General features: G+C 62.6%; 14 protein-coding genes. 7 read left to right on the top strand and 7 right to left on the bottom strand.

What is annotated here, in order from left to right; genetic code table 11:
- Positions 1-19 precede the first annotated feature (19 nt).
- Complete coding sequence (locus AC13EY_RS18875) at positions 20-2,203, bottom strand: heavy metal translocating P-type ATPase (protein WP_482877067.1); 2,184 nt, start codon at positions 2,201-2,203, stop codon at positions 20-22.
- Positions 2,204-2,279: 76 nt separating this feature from the next.
- On the opposite strand from AC13EY_RS18875, the gene cadR reads away from it, so the two are divergent.
- Positions 2,280-2,726, top strand: coding sequence for a Cd(II)/Pb(II)-responsive transcriptional regulator (cadR, locus tag AC13EY_RS18870; protein WP_228245643.1), 447 nt, complete (start codon positions 2,280-2,282; stop codon positions 2,724-2,726).
- Here the strand turns inward: cadR and AC13EY_RS18865 are convergent, their stop codons facing one another.
- Complete coding sequence (locus tag AC13EY_RS18865) at positions 2,727-3,413, bottom strand: tellurite resistance TerB family protein (protein WP_482877069.1); 687 nt, start codon at positions 3,411-3,413, stop codon at positions 2,727-2,729.
- 167 nt (positions 3,414-3,580) lie between these two features.
- Between AC13EY_RS18865 and AC13EY_RS18860 the strand changes: the two genes are divergently transcribed.
- The 4 genes from AC13EY_RS18860 (at position 3,581) to AC13EY_RS18845 (ending at position 7,158) form a co-directional block, all read left to right on the top strand.
- Positions 3,581-4,249, top strand: coding sequence for a Rossmann-fold NAD(P)-binding domain-containing protein (locus tag AC13EY_RS18860; RefSeq protein ID WP_228245641.1), 669 nt, complete (start codon positions 3,581-3,583; stop codon positions 4,247-4,249).
- 139 nt (positions 4,250-4,388) lie between these two features.
- Positions 4,389-5,993, top strand: coding sequence for a tetratricopeptide repeat-containing response regulator (locus AC13EY_RS18855; protein ID WP_228245640.1), 1,605 nt, complete (start codon positions 4,389-4,391; stop codon positions 5,991-5,993).
- Complete coding sequence (locus tag AC13EY_RS18850) at positions 5,990-6,688, top strand: sensor histidine kinase (RefSeq protein ID WP_228245639.1); 699 nt, start codon at positions 5,990-5,992, stop codon at positions 6,686-6,688. Before AC13EY_RS18855 ends, AC13EY_RS18850 begins: the two co-directional genes overlap by 4 nt.
- 98 nt (positions 6,689-6,786) lie before the next feature.
- Complete coding sequence (locus AC13EY_RS18845) at positions 6,787-7,158, top strand: YbaN family protein (protein WP_228245638.1); 372 nt, start codon at positions 6,787-6,789, stop codon at positions 7,156-7,158.
- Here the strand turns inward: AC13EY_RS18845 and amt are convergent.
- From amt to AC13EY_RS18825, 4 genes are all read right to left on the bottom strand, one after another.
- On the bottom strand, positions 7,155-10,544 hold the full coding sequence (gene amt, locus AC13EY_RS18840) for an ammonium transporter (protein ID WP_228245637.1): 3,390 nt from the start codon (positions 10,542-10,544) through the stop codon (positions 7,155-7,157). The two genes, AC13EY_RS18845 and amt, sit on opposite strands and share 4 nt — an antisense overlap.
- A gap of 262 nt (positions 10,545-10,806) precedes the next feature.
- A complete protein-coding gene (locus tag AC13EY_RS18835) occupies positions 10,807-11,829 on the bottom strand; it encodes an NADP-dependent oxidoreductase (protein WP_088276970.1) in 1,023 nt (340 codons plus the stop codon).
- A gap of 142 nt (positions 11,830-11,971) precedes the next feature.
- Positions 11,972-13,042 (bottom strand): GGDEF domain-containing protein, encoded by a 1,071-nt coding sequence (locus AC13EY_RS18830; RefSeq protein WP_228245636.1) that lies wholly within the window; start codon positions 13,040-13,042, stop codon positions 11,972-11,974.
- 53 nt (positions 13,043-13,095) lie between these two features.
- Entirely contained in the window at positions 13,096-13,641 is a 546-nt protein-coding gene (locus tag AC13EY_RS18825) for a gamma carbonic anhydrase family protein (protein WP_228245635.1), read from the bottom strand.
- Between the two features lie 128 nt (positions 13,642-13,769).
- Between AC13EY_RS18825 and prlC the strand changes: the two genes are divergently transcribed.
- On the top strand, positions 13,770-15,812 hold the full coding sequence (gene prlC, locus AC13EY_RS18820; RefSeq protein ID WP_228245634.1) for an oligopeptidase A: 2,043 nt from the start codon (positions 13,770-13,772) through the stop codon (positions 15,810-15,812).
- Positions 15,809-16,075: a YheV family putative zinc ribbon protein gene (locus tag AC13EY_RS18815; protein WP_228245633.1), complete on the top strand. Its 267-nt coding sequence runs from the start codon at positions 15,809-15,811 to the stop codon at positions 16,073-16,075. Before prlC ends, AC13EY_RS18815 begins: the two co-directional genes overlap by 4 nt.
- Positions 16,076-16,111: 36 nt before the next feature.
- On the opposite strand, the gene AC13EY_RS18810 is transcribed toward AC13EY_RS18815, so the two are convergent.
- The gene (locus tag AC13EY_RS18810) at positions 16,112-16,756 is read right to left on the bottom strand and encodes a hypothetical protein (RefSeq protein WP_228245632.1); all 645 of its coding nucleotides are present in this window, start codon (positions 16,754-16,756) and stop codon (positions 16,112-16,114) included.
- Positions 16,757-17,012: the final 256 nt, after the last annotated feature.

Genomic DNA, 17,012 nt, shown 5'->3' with positions numbered 1-17,012 from the left:
TCTTCGTCGCAGCCCCACTCTAGAGCGGGTAACGCAATAGTCGCAGGCCGTTGAACACCACCAGCAGACTGACGCCCATATCGGCAAACACCGCCATCCACATGGTTGCCGAGCCGGTCAGCGTCAGGGCAACAAACACCGCCTTGATACCCAGAGCCAACCAGATATTTTGCCGCAGGACGCGCAGAGTGCGCCGCGACAGGCTGATAAACGCCGGCAGCTTGCGCAGGTCGTCATCCATCAGCGCAACATCGGCTGTTTCAATTGCGCTGTCGCTGCCGGCTGCAGCCATGGCAAAGCCGATATCGGCAGCGGCCAGCGCCGGCGTATCGTTGATGCCGTCACCGACCATGGCAACGCGCTTGCCGCGGGCCCGGGCCTGGCGAACCAGCGCCAGCTTGTCGTCCGGTAACAGGTTGCCATGAGCCCGGTCGATGCCAACCTGGGTAGCGATTGCCTGCACCGTTGGGGCGTTGTCGCCGCTGAGAATAATGCTCTCCACACCCAGTGTATGAAGCTCGCGTATGGCGTCGCGGCTGCCCCGTTTGAGGGTGTCGGCTACGGCGAACAGGGCAAGCACCTGATCCTCGCCGATCAGCAGGACCAGCGACTTGCCCTCCCGTTCGAGCAGCCCCAGACGCTCCTGCAGCGTAGCGCTCAGCAAACCGCGGGCCTCGGCCAGCCGCGCGTTGCCCAGCCAATAGCGCTCGCCGTTGATCAGGCCGCTGACGCCCTGCCCCGGCAGGGCAGCGAAGTCGTCCACCGTCAGCAGAGGCTGGCTGTTGGCGTTGGCGAGGGCCCGCGACACCGGGTGATCCGAGCGCTCGGCCAGACTTGCGGCCCGTTGCTGCGCGGCATCGGCGTCACTGCCTGCCAGCAGCTGAAAGTCGGTTTGTACCGGGCGCCCTTCGGTCAGGGTGCCGGTCTTGTCGAGGGCGACCAGATCAATCTGACCACCCTGTTCAAGATGCACGCCACCCTTGATCAGCAGGCCCCGCCGGGCGCCCGCCGCCAGTGCGCTGACAATGGTCACCGGGGTCGAGATCACCAGCGCACAGGGGCAGGCCACCACCAGCAATACCAGCGCCCGATAAATCCACTCGTACCAACCGGCATCGGTTAACAGCGGCGGCAGCACTGCCATCAGCAGCGCCAGCAGGCAGACGACTGGCGTGTAGATGGCGGCGAAGCGGTCGACGAAGCGCTGCGTCGGCGCACGGTCGCTCTGGGCCTGCTCTACCGCATGGATAATGCGCGCCAGGGTGGTCTGCCCGGCCACCGCGGTAACGCGGTATTCCAGCGTGCCATTCTGGTTAATGGTGCCGGCAAAGACCGGATCGCCCTGCTGCTTGTCGACCGGCATGCTCTCACCGGTAATCGGCGCCTGGTTGACCGCCGAGCGTCCGCTGACCACCTCACCGTCCAGCGCGATGCGCTCCCCCGGCCGGACCCGAACCCGGGCACCCAGGGCAACGTCACTGGAGGCACGTACCGCCCAGCTGCCATCCTCAAGTTGCACACTGGCTTGCTCGGGCGCCAGCGCCAGCAGGCTGCTGATCGCCTCGCGCGCCCGCCCCAGCGACCGGGCTTCGATATGCTCGGCGATGGCAAAGAGCACCATCACCATGGCTGCTTCCGGCCACTGCCCGATCAGCACCGCGCCGGTGACCGCAATGCTCATCAGTGCATTGATATTAAGCGTGCGGTGACGCAGGGCCACCCAGCCCTTGCGGTAGGTGTCGATGCCACTCAGGGCAATCGCCAGCAGTGCCAGCAACGCCCCAAGCCAGACCGGCCCGGAGGCGAAGTGAACGATCTCGGCCAGTAACGCAACACCACCCGCCAGCGCCAGCGGCCACCAGGGCTTGCTAGCGCTGGCCTCCGGCCGATGGTCATCGACCAGTAGCCGGGGGCTGAAACCCAGCTCGTTGATCGCCGTCAGCACCGCCTCGCGCCGCTCGGGCAGATGGCTTACCGACAACACCCGTTGCAGCAGATTGAAATGCAGCGTACCGACACCGGCCATGCCGGTCAGACGCTGACGAATCAGCCGCTCCTCGGTGGGGCAGTCCATCTGTTCGATATGAATGCGACTGACCTGCTCCCCCGCGCCCGGCGCAAACACCGGGGCCGTCGAGCTAGCTGGCGCCGCGCCGCAGCAGGGGGCAGGCGTGACGTGATCATGCGAATGTTGGGCAGACATGTGACCTCCGGGCAACTTTAGGGCAAAGTAAAAACCCTATAGCCACTACAGAGTCAAGCCTGCCCGGGAGGTACCTGTGAAAATCGGAGAATTGGCACGCCGCACCGACTGTACGGTAGAGACCATTCGTTACTACGAACGTGAAGGCCTGCTGCCGGAACCGCAACGCAGCGAGGGCAACTACCGTCAGTATGGCGAGCGCCATGTCGAGCAGCTGGTGTTCATTCGCAACTGCCGTCTGCTGGACATGACCCACAACGAGCTCCGCGAGCTGCTTCAGCTGCGCCGCCGGCCAGAGGCAAGCTGTGGCGATGTAAACGGCCTCATCGAAGCGCACATTGAGCACGTCGGCGAGCGCATTGCGGCACTGAATCAGCTGCAGCAGCAACTGCTGGAGCTACGCCGGCAGTGTCACGACGATAATGATGTTGACCACTGCGGCATCATCGCCCAGCTGCAAACCAGTGGCAGCGTGAGTCCCCCCGACGCGGACTCGCATGTTGGTCGCAGCCACCGGCACTGATCAGACGGCGGTTACCTGACGCTCCAATTCGGTGCGCAGTTGCGGGTCCAGCCTCAGCTGAGTCGCCAGCTCCTGCAGATATGCCCGCTCCATGAAATTCTGCTCATCAACCACCAGCAGGCTGGCGAGGTACATTTCGGCCGCCATCTCCGGCGTCTGCGCCGCGCGGGCAATTTCGGTCGGTTCCAGCGGTTTGCTCAGCTCGGCGTCAAACCAGGCATGCAGCTGCGCGTCACCGGTCAACCGGGCGATTTCGCCATCAATCAGCTCCCGCTCCCGGTCGTCGATATGCCCGTCCGCCTTGGCGGCACCAATCAGCGCCCGCAATATCGCATGGCTGTGCTGCTCGGCCTGCGGCGCGGGCAGCCGATCCACCGTCTGCGGCTCGCCTTGTGGTGCACTGGCACTATTCTGCTGCCAATGCTGCCAAGCCTTGTAGGCAACCACGCCCAGAGCCGCAAGGCCACCATACTTGACCGCCTTGCCGCCCATTTTGCGTGCCTTCTTGCTGCCCAGCAGCAGGCCTACCGCACCCGCTGCCAGCGCCCCGCCGCCAGCACCGGTCAGCAGGCTTCCCAGCGCGCTCGAGCTCGATTGTCCCTTGGCCGAGGGCGCGGCATCGCCTGCGCCGGACAGGGCACCGCTGGCAGACTTCAACAGTTGATCAAGCAGGCTTCGGGTATTCATGGACTTCTCCGTCAATGGCATGTCAGTTGCTTGGACCACAGAGTGAGTCCGAGCACTCATGGCAACCAAGGCGAACTTTGTTGCCGTATTTTTCCGTCAGGCGCAGGCAGCATGCCCAACTTGCGCTTAACTGAACCTTAACGAACAGGCGTCATCGGGGGGGCAGAATGGAAGAAAGCAATGGCAAGACCCTGCTGGTACTCGGCGGCAGCGGGCTGGTTGGCATGGAGGTACTGCGTCAGGCGCTGGTCAACCCGGCCATCAGCCGGGTCGTCGCACCCAGTCGCTCGCCGCTACCCATGGCGGTCAGGCATTACAGCCACCTCGACAACCCGCAGGTCGATTTCGCAGCGCTGCCCGAAGACGCCGACTGGTGGCAGGCCGACGCGGCAATCTGCGCCCTTGGCACGACCCGCCAGAACGCCGGCTCCAGAGACGCCTTCCGCGCAGTGGATCGCGGCTATGTCGTCTCCTGTGCCCGTCACGCCCGCCGCGCCGGTACGCGAACCTTTGTGCTGAATTCGTCGCTGGGCGCCAGCCCGCGGTCCGGCTCGTTCTATCTGCGGGTCAAGGGTGAAGCGGAGCAGGATCTGGCAGCCATGGATTTTCGTTCCCTGACCCTGATTCGGCCGTCCCTGCTCGACGGTGCCCGCGCCGAGAACCGACCGGGAGAGCTGGTTGGTCTGCTGCTGTCGCGTACCTTCAAGCCGGTGATCCCGAAACGGCTGCGGGCGGTCAAGGCCGGCGACGTCGCAGCGGCGATGCTGCAGGCGGCCCTGATGGCGCCGGTCGGCCAGCATGTCATCGAATCCGACGCAATCGTCAGACGGCATTGAGCACAGGCCGGCTGCAGGCGAGCGGCCCGATTTGCCATTCTGCAGAGTGGATCAATAGTGGCTCTTTGATTTCACTGTATACTTGCGCCAAGGGTCTAAACTGACATTCGGCATTCAACGGCAGGAATATGGCGAAATCATGATCGTCTACAGCAACAAGCGCTTTCTGGTCGTCGACGACTTCAGCGACTTCCGCTCGTCGGTGAAGGCCATGCTGACCCAGATGGGAGCACAGCATATCGATGTCGCCGCCAGTGGGGCAGAAGCAATCGCGCTGTGCGGCAAGACCCGCTATGACATCATCCTGCATGACTACAATCTGGGCGATGGCAAGAATGGTCAGCAGGTGCTTGAGGAGCTGCATCAGCGCAAGCTTATAGGCCCGCACTGCATTTTCGTCATGGTCACTGCCGAGAGCAGTCAGGCCATGGTGATGGCGGCGCTGGAATATGAACCCGATGCCTATCTGACCAAGCCCTTCAATCGTGCCAGCCTGCAGCAGCGACTTGATCGTCTGGTTGAGCGCAAGCAGGTGCTGGCGCCCATTCTTGATTCGCTGGCTGCCGGCAATCAGGCCGGCGTGCTGGCCGCCTGCGACGCCCTGCTGGCAACTCAGCCGCGTCTTGCCCCGCTCTGCCAGCGCTACCGGGCCAACGCCCTGGCCGCACTGGGACGCGATGCCGAACTGGAGACCTTGCTGCAGGCCATCATCGATGAGCGTCCACTGCCCTGGGCGCTGGTCATGCTGGCCGGGCACCTGCTTGAGCGCGGCCATCTGGACCGCGCCGAGGCGCTCTACGAGGAGGGCATCAGCCAGTTTCCGATGCTGCCCACGCTGTATGACGGACTCGCCCGCGCCAAACAGTTGCGCGGCGAGCAGCTCAAGGCACAGGTTTTTCTCGAGCAGGCGGTCAAGATCTCGCCCAACAACCCGCAGCGTCAGGCCGAGCTGGGACGGCTCGCCCGCGCCAACCAGGACCCTGACAGGGCTGTGCGCGCCTTCCGTCAGGCAGTCAACCTGGGCCGCCACTCGGCCTTTCGCGATCCCGAGCATCACCTGAGTCTGGCCGACAGTCTGTGCGCGCAGGCTGGTGACAGCGCTCCCGGCCCCAAGGTGCTGCTGGAGATTCGTCAGACCATGGACGATCTGAACAACAGCTGGCGCGACAACGATGCCCTGGCCGCCCGTGGAGAGCTGTTGCAGGCCACGGCGCTCCAGCGAGCAGGCAAGACCGCAGACGCCACCCAGATGGCGAAAAACGCGGCCGAGCGTCTGGCCAACATGGAAGACTTCTTTGCCGCCGATACCGCGCTGCAGGTCGCAGCGCAGCTGCGCGCGCTTGGCCAGGAGGCCCAGGCCGACCAGGTGCTCAGCAGCTGTGCCGAAATCTATGGCGACGACCCCAAGGTCATGGCCGGCATCGCCGAACAGACCAGCGACCCAGATATCCTGCGTGGCGGTGACCAGGCCATGGAACTGAACCGGCAAGGCATGCAGCTCTATCAGGGCAAGCAGTTTCCGCAGGCGCTGGAGGCATTTCGCAACGCACTGGCGCTGCAGCCGCGCAACATCAGCTATGCGCTCAACACCGCACAGTCGCTGCTGCGCCTGCTGCTCAGTGCTCCGGACCCGGCGCTGCGCGAAGAATGCCTCGACTGCCTGCAGCGGGTCCGCAACATGCCACCCGGTGACCCGCGATTCGAACGCTACAACAAGCTGCGCGAAAAGGCCGAATCGCTATGAGCGACGTACCCGAGGAGCAATCGCTGGATTTCTCCACCGTCATCGCCTCCACCGTTCACGACATGAAGAACTCGCTGGGGCTGCTGATGCAGTCCTACGGGCAACTGGTCGAGCGGCTACCCACCAACGAGCACGACAGCACCGAGCGCGGCGTCATCGAATACGAGTTCCTGCGATTGAACGGCATGCTGGTGCAGATGCTTGGCCTGTACAAGCTGGGGGTCAATCAGTTGCCGCTGCGGCCGAGCTATCTCGAGCTGGAGGAGTTCCTTGAGGATCAGCTGGCGCGCCACCACGACATCCTGCGCTCGCGTCATATCGAAGGGACCTACGAAGTCGATGAATTCGGTCTGATGGGATTCTTTGATGCCGAACTGGTCGGCTCGGTGGTGGGCAACGTGATCAACAACGCGATTCGCTATACCCGCTCGGCTATCCACCTGCGCGCAGCGATGGACGGCGATCAACTGGTCATCACCATCAGCGACGATGGCAGCGGCTACCCGCCAGCAATGCTGGAAAACCAGTCCGACTATATTCTCGGCATCAACATGAGCACCGGCAGTACCGGTCTGGGCCTGTATTTTGGCCAGCGCATCGCCGAGCTGCATCAACGCAACGGCAACAGCGGGCATATCGCCCTGAGCAATGGCGGCGCGCTGGGCGGTGGCGAATTTCGTATCTGGCTGCCCTGAGCCGCCGTGACGTGCGCTGGCACTTCGAGATAAGCTGACCCCGAGTTCTGCGGATCGACAGCCATGCCCTACTTCATCTGTTCCCAACCGGCCAGCCCATGATCTGGTTCTGGCGCTCTCTGGCATCACTGTGCGTCGCCCTCGGCGCCATCGGTGTCGTAGTTCCCGGTTTGCCGACCACCCCCTTTCTGCTGGTCGCCGCCTGGGCCTCGGCACGTGGCTGGCCGGAGCTGGAGGCCCGCCTGCTGCTGCACCCGCACTATGGCCCGCTGATTCGTGACTGGCGTACGCGCCGGGCGGTTCCGCGGCGGGCGAAATGGGCCGCAAGTCTGCTGATGCTCAGCAGCGTAGTCATGATCTGGCTGCTGCCCGCCCCCGACTGGCTGCGCTGGAGCCTGCCGACCTTTCTCTGTTGCGTTGCGCTCTGGTTATGGACACGCGCCGAACCGCAGCCGCCTGCCGGCCGCTAGCGCGGCATCATCCGCACGCCATCCAGCTCGCTCAAGGGTTGCGGGTGCCCGAGAAAATAGCCCTGGGCATAGTCCACCCCCAGCTCGCGCAACTGATCAAGAATGGCCTCGGTTTCGACAAACTCGGCAACCGTCTGCAGGCCCATTTCGTGGCCGATGGTGTTGATCGACGCGACCATCGCCCGGGCAATCGGATCCGCCACGATGTCCTTGACGAACACCCCGTCGATCTTCAGAAAATCCACCGGCAGCGACTTCAGATACGCGAACGACGACAGTCCCGAGCCAAAGTCATCCAGCGCAAACTGACAGCCGATATCCTTGAGCCGCTGCATAAAGACGATGGCCTTGTTCAGGTTGGCAATGGCGCTGGTCTCGGTAATCTCGAAGCAGATCAATTGGGCTGGCACGCCGTGACGCTCGATCGCCGCCAGCACGAAATCGAGAAAACTCTCCTCACCAATCGACGCCGCCGACAGGTTGATCGAGTAGCTGCCCAGTGCACCGCCCTGCCGTCGGCTGTAATCCCCGAGCCAGGCCAGAAAGTTGCCCACCACCCAACGGTCGATGGCCGACGCCAGATCATAGCGCTCGGCAGCCGGCATGAACGCTCCCGGCGGGATAATACGGCCATCCTCACCAAGCATTCTCACCAGCACCTCATAGCCAGGCTGGGTCTCGCGCTCGCTGATAGCGTAAATGGGCTGGACATAGAGCCGCAGCAGATCGGCATCCAGTGCCTGACGCAAGCGATTGACCCATTGCATCTCACCGCGCCGCTCCTGCATCTGCGCATCATCGGCCTGATACAGGTGAATACGGTTGCGACCGGCGTCCTTGGCCGCATAACAGGCGCTGTCTGCGGCGCTGAGCAGCACATCGAGACTGGCCACCTGCTCTTCGATCTGGACCAGGCCGATACTGACCCCGACAGCAAACGTCTTCCCTTCCCAGCTGAACCGGTACTCTTCGACCAACGCGCGGATGCCATCAACCACCGGAATGGCCTCTTCCAGCGTGCAACCACTGAGCAGCAAGCCAAACTCGTCGCCACCGAGGCGCGCCAGCACGTCTGAACTGCGAATGTGCGACTGGAACAGCTTGGCCAGTTGCCGCAACAGCTCGTCTCCGGCCGCGTGACCACAGGTATCATTGACGATCTTGAACTGATCGAGATCCATATAGCACAGCACCTGGTCGACGCGCGCGCCCGGCCCGCGCTGCAGCGCCTGGGCCACCCGCCGCTCGAACTCCTTGCGGTTGACCAGGCCGGTCAGGGTGTCATGGGCTGCCTGATGGGACAGTTCGAGCGCCAGCCGGCGGTTGACGGTCACATCGCGAAAGGTCAGCACCGCGCCAATGATGTGCCCTTCGGCATCGCGGATCGGCGCCACCGCATCCTGCACCGTCACTTCGCTGCCATCGCGCCGGCGCAGCTGGTTCATGCTGCCGGCCGGGCGGCTCAGTGCCTGCCGGTAACGCCGCAACATGGCGCTGACCGGATTGAGCAGTTTTTCTCCGGTGCTTTCATCGAACAGGCAATACACCTCATCCAGCGGTTTTCCTGCCGCATCAGCCTCGCGCCAGCCAGTCAGCTGTTCCGCTATCGGGTTGAGGTAGCGCACGCGCGCATCGGGACCGGTGGTAATCACGCCGTCGCCGATCGACGCCAGGGTCACCTGCGCCAGCATCTTCTCCTGAAACAGCTGCTGCTCGATACGCCGACGCTCGGTGATATCACGGATCATGCAGGTATACAGGTCGTCCTCCAGTGACCCGCTGCTGACCGTCAACTCGGCAACAAACTGATCATGGTCGTTGCGACTGAACAGCACCTCCTGCTTGATCTCGCTGCCGGCTTCCGGCAAGGGCAGGCCTGACCAGTCACGCTCCGCCACCAGACGCGCCATCGGCTGGCCGATCAGGGCGCCGGCGGGCAGCCCGAACAGGCGCTCGGCTCCGGGGTTGCAGGTCGCAAGGATGCCGTCCCGGTTACAGGTAACCACGCCGTCGCGAATGTCACGGATGATGCTTTGGGTCACGCCTACGGCGCGGCGCAGGGCGTGAATGACCTTGTTGTACTGCGCCGCGATCTGGCCCACCTCGGTAAAGGGTTCCACCGGCACATCCCGCTCAAACCGGCCATCGCGCTGATGGGCGGCCATTGCTTCAAGCAGCTCGATCAGTTCGGTACGGGCGCCATGCTCGGACACGTTCAGGCCAGCCAGCTCATCGTCCGGCGTTACCCGCATCGGCCAGAAGCGATTGACCGCGCGCAACAGCAGCCAGGTCAACCCGAAGGCCCACACCCCTGCGACCAGCACCCCTTCCAGCTGGGCAATAAACTGCTGACTACGGGTCAGCCCGGTGCCCAGCGCACCCAGATCGGCGAACAGCGCAACTGCCAGCGTGCCCCAGATACCGCTGGCCAGGTGCACCGGCACGGCACCGACCGCATCATCAATCTGAAACCGAAGCAGCAACCGGTCCGCCAGATACATCACGACCGCACCGATCAGACCAATAAAGAACGCAGCCGACGCATCGACAACATGCGCGCCGGCGGTTACCGCAACCATACCGGCAATCATGCCGTTGAGCGGGTAGACCGGATCGACCAGTCGCCAGCGCAGCCAGGACATCACCATGCCGCCCAGGGTTCCGGCAATGGCGGCCAATACCGTGTTGGCGATGATGCCCGGCACCCGGCCATCAAAGCTCAGCGTGCTGCCGCCGTTGAAGCCGAACCAGCCAAACATCAGCATCAACGCGCCCAGCATCGCCAGCGGCAGGTTCGATCCGGGCATGCTGCGCCCGTCCCGGTCCTGCTCAAAACGCCCCTGGCGCGGGCCCAGAATCAGAATTACCGCCAGCGCCACCCAGCCGCCTACCCCGTGCACCACGGTAGAACCGGCAAAATCGACAAAGCCGCGTTCGGCCAGCCAGCCCAGGCCATCGGCAAAGACGCCGCCCCAGGCCCAGTGACCAAACAGCGGGTAAATGAAGCCGGCGATGATCAGTGTCACCAGCAGGTAGGACGCAAACCGCATCCGCTCGGCAGCGGCACCCGACACGATGGTCGCTGCCGTGGTACAGAACATCGCCTGGAACAGAAAGAACGCCGAATGCCAGGTATCGGCAAAGGGCAGCATGGAGAAGCCCTCGCCATACCAGCCGCCGGCAGTAGCCCCGAACATCAAACCGAAACCGAACAGCCAGTAGCAAAAAATGGCAACGCTCAGGTCAGCCATGTTCTTGACCGCAACGTTGATGGCATTTTTGCTGCGAGTCAGCCCCGACTCCAGACAGAGAAAGCCGATCTGCATGTTGAATACCAGTCCGGCACACAAAACCAACCACAGAACATCGAGCATCGGGATGGGCATGGGAGATACCTGTTCCATTTGGTAACTGGCACTTTGATAGCGCAACTGTTCAGGTCATGCACCCCACTGGTGCAGCGGCCGGCCAGGTTCGCGCCATGCGGCTCAGGATAGTGCAGAGCCTTGCAGGTTCTGTACCAAAAATCGTCGATTTGGTCAGAAAGTCGTCGCCAGAAAGGCGAATATGCATAACCCGGAGGGGTGTGCAGGAGAGGAGAAGTGCACTATCCCGGGCGCAGCAGCGCCCGGGATAGTTACGACAACATCAGTCGGCAATATGAACCAGCTGCTTGCCGAAGTTCTTGCCCTTGAGCATGCCCTTGAACGCCTCAACCGCGTTCTCCAGGCCCTCGGCAACGGTCTCGCTGTACTTCAGGGCACCCGATGCGACCTGACCAGCCAGCAGCGCGGTGATTTCCTGATGCTTGTCCTGCCATTCGGTGACCAGGAAGAAGCGGTGTTCCGGCTTGGGATCAAGCGCACCAAAGATATGGAACGGGGTTTCGACCTTGCTCTGGTCTTCGGCATTATAGGCCGATACATAACCACAGATCGGCACGCGGGCACCCGGGTTGATCAGCTTGGCTACCGCCTTGGCTACCTCGCCACCGACGTTCTCGAAATACACGTCGATGCCGTTCGGACAGGCTGCGGCCAGATCCGCATCCAGGTTACCGGCCTTGTAGTCGATGCAGGCGTCGAAACCGAGTTCTTCCACGACATAGCGGCACTTCTCGGGGCCACCGGCGATGCCGACAACACGGCAGCCTTCCTGCTTGGCGGTCTGGCCAACCACGGTACCGACCGGACCGGACGCAGCGGCAACCACGACGGTTTCGCCAGCCTTGGGCTTACCCACATACATCAGGCCGCAGTACCCTGTGCGGCCCGGCATACCGGCCACACCCAGGTAAGCCTGCAGCGGCACGCCCTGATCCTTGATCTTGTAAACCATAGGGGCGTTGCCCGGAATGATGCAGTACTCCTGCCAGCCGGAGTAGACAGTCACAACGTCACCCACTGCATAGTTTTCAGACTTGGACTCGACAACGCGGCCAACGCTTTCGCCGACAATCGGCGCGCCGATTTCAATCGGGTCCATGTAGCCCTTGCTGTCGTTCATGCGCGGACGCATGTAGGGGTCAAGCGACAGCCACAGGGTCTTGATCAGAACCTCACCATCCTTGAGCTCACGAACTGGTTCTTCCTTCAGAACCAGATCACCATCCTGAATTTCGCCCTGCGGGCGCTTGTTGAGCACGATCTTGCGGTTGATATGAGCAGACATGTGATGCCTCTTGCATGAATGAGTGAATGGGCGGAAACCTCCGCGAACCCCCGGATCATAAACGAACCGGGGCCGCTACCAGCCCCGGCAGGCCTACTATTCACAGACTTGATTGCCTGCCAATCCGTCGGCCGAAACGGCATCAGGCAATATCGCTGACCGTCAGTGCTCCGCCGGAACTGACCACCCGGTTGCGACCGTAGGCCTTGCCCCGGTAAAGACGCTGATCGGCGCAGCGGTACAGACCGCCAGCATCACGTGCGTCCCGGGGCCAGCAGGCCACCCCGAAGGTAGCCGTAATCGGCAGCGCCTGGCCCTGCCAGACCAGCGGCGAACGCTCAAGCTGCAGGCACAGCGTCTGCACCAGTTGTTCGGCAGCCACCGCGTCGGTATTGCGCAGCAACAACCCGAACTCCTCGCCACCCAACCGCCCGATCACATCGGTGCCGCGCAGCCGCTGCCCCAGCACCCGGCACAGGTGCTGCAGGGCACGGTCGCCCGCTTCGTGGCCCCAGCTGTCATTGACCTGCTTGAAATGATCGACATCCAGCAGCACCAAAGCAAACTCGTCGCTGCTGCGCTGACTCTGCTCGATGCACTGGGCAAACAACTGATGAAAACGGGCGCGATTGAATACACCGGTCAATCCATCCATTTCCGCCATGCGCTGCAGCGATTGCTGCGCCACCGCGCGCCGGCCCTCATAAAAGTGCACGAACAGCAGAATCATCAGGCCGCAGATCACCGCGTTGCCGATATCGATCAGCCCGGCAGCCGATTCCGGGTCGGCATAGCGCCACAGATAAAGCAGCAGGGCCGCGACCATGAACGGGATCGACAGCAGCAATCCGGCACGGCGCCCCAGCAGCAGATAGGCGAGCACCGGCACCATATACACCCAGACGAACGCGGTGACCGACGCCTCGGGCATCAGCATGATATAGAGCTGAAAGCAGAAGGTAGGCAACAGGTAGCCGTAGATCCAGGGCGTCAGCCAGCGGACCCGCATGACTGTGCGGGCCGACCACAGCAGGAACAGGCCAACGATGATTTCCAGCGTTGCCAGCACGGCATTGTCATTGCCAAACTGCAGCAGCGCAAAGCCGCAGAGTACGACGCCAGTGCAGGCAAAGATAAGACGCAGCAATGAGCGCCGGGCAGAATCCTCCAGCCCGGCTGCCGCCCGTCGATGTATTCCGTGCTCCGAATCCAATGGCTTTCCTGTCCGATGACTGTCCGTAGCGGTGTAGTATAGCGAAGCCCGGCTCAGCTGGAGGCCCAGTTTTCCAGCAGGTGCTGATCCTTCAGCCGTACATAGTTGGCAGCCGAGTAGGTAAAGAACTCACGTTCCCTGTCGGTCAACGGGCGCACCTGTTTGGCCGGGCTGCCCATATACAGATAACCACTTTCCAGCGTGCGCTTGGCCGGCACCAGAGAGCCGGCACCGATGATCACCTCGTCTTCGACCACCGCGCCATCCATGACGATGCTGCCCATGCCGACCAGCACACGGCTGCCGATGCTGCAGCCATGCAGCAGCACCTTGTGGCCAATGGTCACGTCATCGCCGATGTTCAGCGGATAACCATCCGGATTGAACGGGCCGGCGTGGGTGATGTGCAGCACACTGCCATCCTGCACGCTGGTGCGGTCGCCAATACGAATGCTGTGCATGTCGCCACGAATGATCGCGCCGGGCCAGACCGAGCAATCGTCACCGAGGTGCACGTCGCCCAATACCACCGCCGACGGATCAACAAACACCCGGTCACCCAGCACCGGCTGCCAGTCCCTGAAGCTACGTACGTTCATCGCATCACCCTTGAATTTTGCGGCTATCGCCGTCATTGAGAACTTCTAACGAAGTCACGATGCCAAGCGCGCCGGAGTTGATTACCATGGGCGCATTGTAAGTCATCGATCGAATCAGGATACCCGCCATGCCCAATCCGCTGCTGCAACCCTACGATCTGCCGCCCTTTGCCGAGATCCGTGCCGAGCACGTCAAACCGGCCATCGAGCAGATTCTGGCTGACAACCGCGCACAGCTCGATGCCCTGCTGGCCAACCCTCCAGCGCAATGGACCTGGGCCAACCTGATCGAGCCGCAGGATGACATGGGCGAACGCCTTGGCCGTGCCTGGTCGCCAGTCAGCCATCTCAATGCGGTCATGAACAGCCCAGAGCTGCGTGAAGCCTATGAAAGCTGCCTGCCGCTGCTGAGCCAGTATTACACCGAGTTGGGCCAGAATCAGGCGCTGTTTGAAGCCTACCAGCAGCTCGCCTCCAGCGACGAGTTCGCCACGCTGGACAAGGCCCAGCAGACCATCCTTGAACACGCCCTGCGCGACTTCAAGCTGTCCGGCATCGCCCTGCCGCCGGAGCAGCAGAAGCGCTACGGCGAGCTGCAGATGCGTCTGTCCGAGTTGCAGAGCACCTTCTCCAATCAGGTGCTCGACGCCACCCAGGCCTGGACCAAGCACATCACCGACGCGGCCCAGCTGGACGGCCTGCCCGAGTCCGCGCTGGCGCAGGCCAAACAGGCCGCCGAAGCCCGCGAGCTGGACGGCTGGCTCATTACCCTGGAGTTCCCCAGCTACTTCCCGGTGATGACCTACGCCACCGACCGCGCCCTGCGTCAGGAGGTCTATACCGCCTTCTGCACCCGCGCCTCCGATCAGGGTCCCAACGCCGGCCAGTTCGACAATGGCCCGGTGATCGAAGAGATTCTCGTATTACGTCAGGAGCTGGCCCAGCTGCTGGGTTTTGCCAACTATGCCGAGCTGTCGCTGGCGACCAAGATGGCCGAAAGCACCGATCAGGTGCTCGGCTTCCTGCGTGATCTTGGCGAGCGCAGCAAGCCGTTCGCGAAACAGGACCTGGCCGCCCTGAAGGCTTTCGCCGCAGAACAGGGCTGCGACGACCTGCAGCCCTGGGATTTTGGCTTCTACAGCGAGCAGCTGCGCCAGCAGCGTTACGCCATTTCTCAGGAAATGCTGCGCCCCTACTTCCCGATCGATACCGTGATCAACGGCATGTTCGCCATCGTCCAGAAGCTCTACGGTATCGAGCTGCGCGAAGTCGCCGAGTTCGAGCGCTGGCACAAGGACGCGCGCCTGTTCGAGGTGATCGAGCAGGGCGAAGTCATCGGCCGCTTCTTCCTCGATCTGTACGCCCGCGCCAACAAGCGCGGCGGCGCCTGGATGGATGGCTGCCGTGACCGGCGCCTGCTGCCCGACGGCGCCCTGCAGCGCCCCATCGCCTATCTGGTCTGCAACTTCACCCCGGCGGTCGGCGGCAAGCCGGCATTGCTGACCCACGACGAAGTCACCACCCTGTTCCACGAGTTCGGCCACGGCCTGCACCATCTGCTGACCCGGGTGAACTACGCCTCTGCCAGCGGTATCAATGGCGTGGCCTGGGATGCGGTCGAGCTGCCGAGCCAGTTCATGGAAAACTGGTGCTGGGAGCCGGAAGGCCTGGCGCTGATCTCCAGCCACTATGAAACCGGCGAGCCGTTGCCGCAGGACCTGCTGGACAAGATGCTGGCGGCCAAGAACTTCCAGTCCGGCCTCGGCATGCTGCGTCAGATCGAGTTCTCGCTGTTCGACTTTGAGTTGCATGTGCGCAAGCACCCCGAGCTGAGCGTGCAGCAGGTACTTGATCAGGTGCGCGATGAGATTGCGGTCATCAGGGTACCGTCGTTCAACCGCTTCCAGAATGGCTTCAGCCATATCTTTGCCGGTGGCTATGCAGCCGGTTACTACAGCTACAAGTGGGCAGAAGTGCTGTCGGCAGATGCCTTTTCGCGCTTCGAGGAGGAAGGGGTGCTGAACGCCGAGACCGGCCGCGCCTTCCGCGACAACATTCTTGCCCGTGGCGGCAGTGAAGCGCCGATGGCGCTGTTCGTCGCCTTCCGTGGTCGTGAGCCGTCAATCGATCCGCTGCTGCGCCACTCGGGCCTGACCGGAGAAGCCGCATGAACCAGCAACCGATCAAGCGCTTCATCGCCGGCGCGGTCTGCCCGGCGTGCAGCGCGATGGATACCATCAAGATGTACGAGGAAGACGGCGTACCACACCGCGAATGCGTGGAGTGCGGCTACGCCGATACGCTGGATGCCCGCGGCAACTCGGTACCCAAAGAGCTGACCACCCGGGTCAACGAGGCACGCAAGGCACCAAAGAAGCCGAGCAGTCAGACGGTGCAGTTCTTCCCCAACCCGCGTTTGAAAAAAAAGGACTGACCGGGCAGCCGGCTCGCAATACGGGCCGGCTGCTGTTCAGGCAGCGCCGCGCAACTCAATCTCGACCCCCAACTGACGGGACATACAGGGCCATTTTGCCCATAACCGGCGCACCTGCGCCGGGTCCTGACTGGCCTGATAGGCCCTGAACGGCTCCGACTGAAACAGATCCTCCGGCAGCAGGCCAGAAACCGCTGTTTCCACCGCCGTATCCAGCTGGTTGGCAAACCCCTCGCCCATCAGTTGATGCACAATCAGATTGGCCCGCGTGGTATCCATCGGAATCAGCGGCGCAATGCCGTTGACGACGTAACGATCGTTGACCTCCTCGACCAGACGATGCGCCAGATAGGCCTCGTCCAGCAGCATAATCAGCCCTTTGTGCTCACTGGGCAGATCCGGGGGCTGCAGGAAAAAGGCTTCCGCCACCTTCAGCACCGGCAGCATGCGCTCGCGCAAGTGAGCGGCCTGCGCTACTGCAGCTGCCGCCTCCAGCACGTCCGGTACCTGCTCGATATAGGCCCGAGCAAACCGATACAGGGTTTCGACCTGATTATTCTCCACCCGGATCGACGGGTGCAGGGCCGGCAGACGGGATTCAAGCCAACGCTGCATCGCCCCGACCGAGTCAGGTTGCGCCATGGCATCGGCAATACGGCGTTTCAGGCCGGTTATATTCATGTTTCACGCTCCACAACGACGGCTGAATGCTGCAAGCGGCCAACAGCATATTGATATCATTCTCATTTCGAGAAAAGCTAGCAGAGGCACCCCATTCCGTCAAAGTGACTCATCGGGAGCCATTAGATCCAATTGTAATAACTGCAACCTCAGGGCGGACACCCTCCCCCGCGTTCCAACTATCGCGGCTCGCTGTCAGTGAGACGCAACATTGCCAAGCCGCAACCCCTGTCTATACTCGATTGTGTCGGTAGCC

The organism is Halopseudomonas sp. L-58 (genome assembly GCF_056859475.1).
The sequence above is the reverse complement of the archived record's forward strand: the minus strand, read 5'-3'. Positions and strand labels throughout refer to the sequence as shown.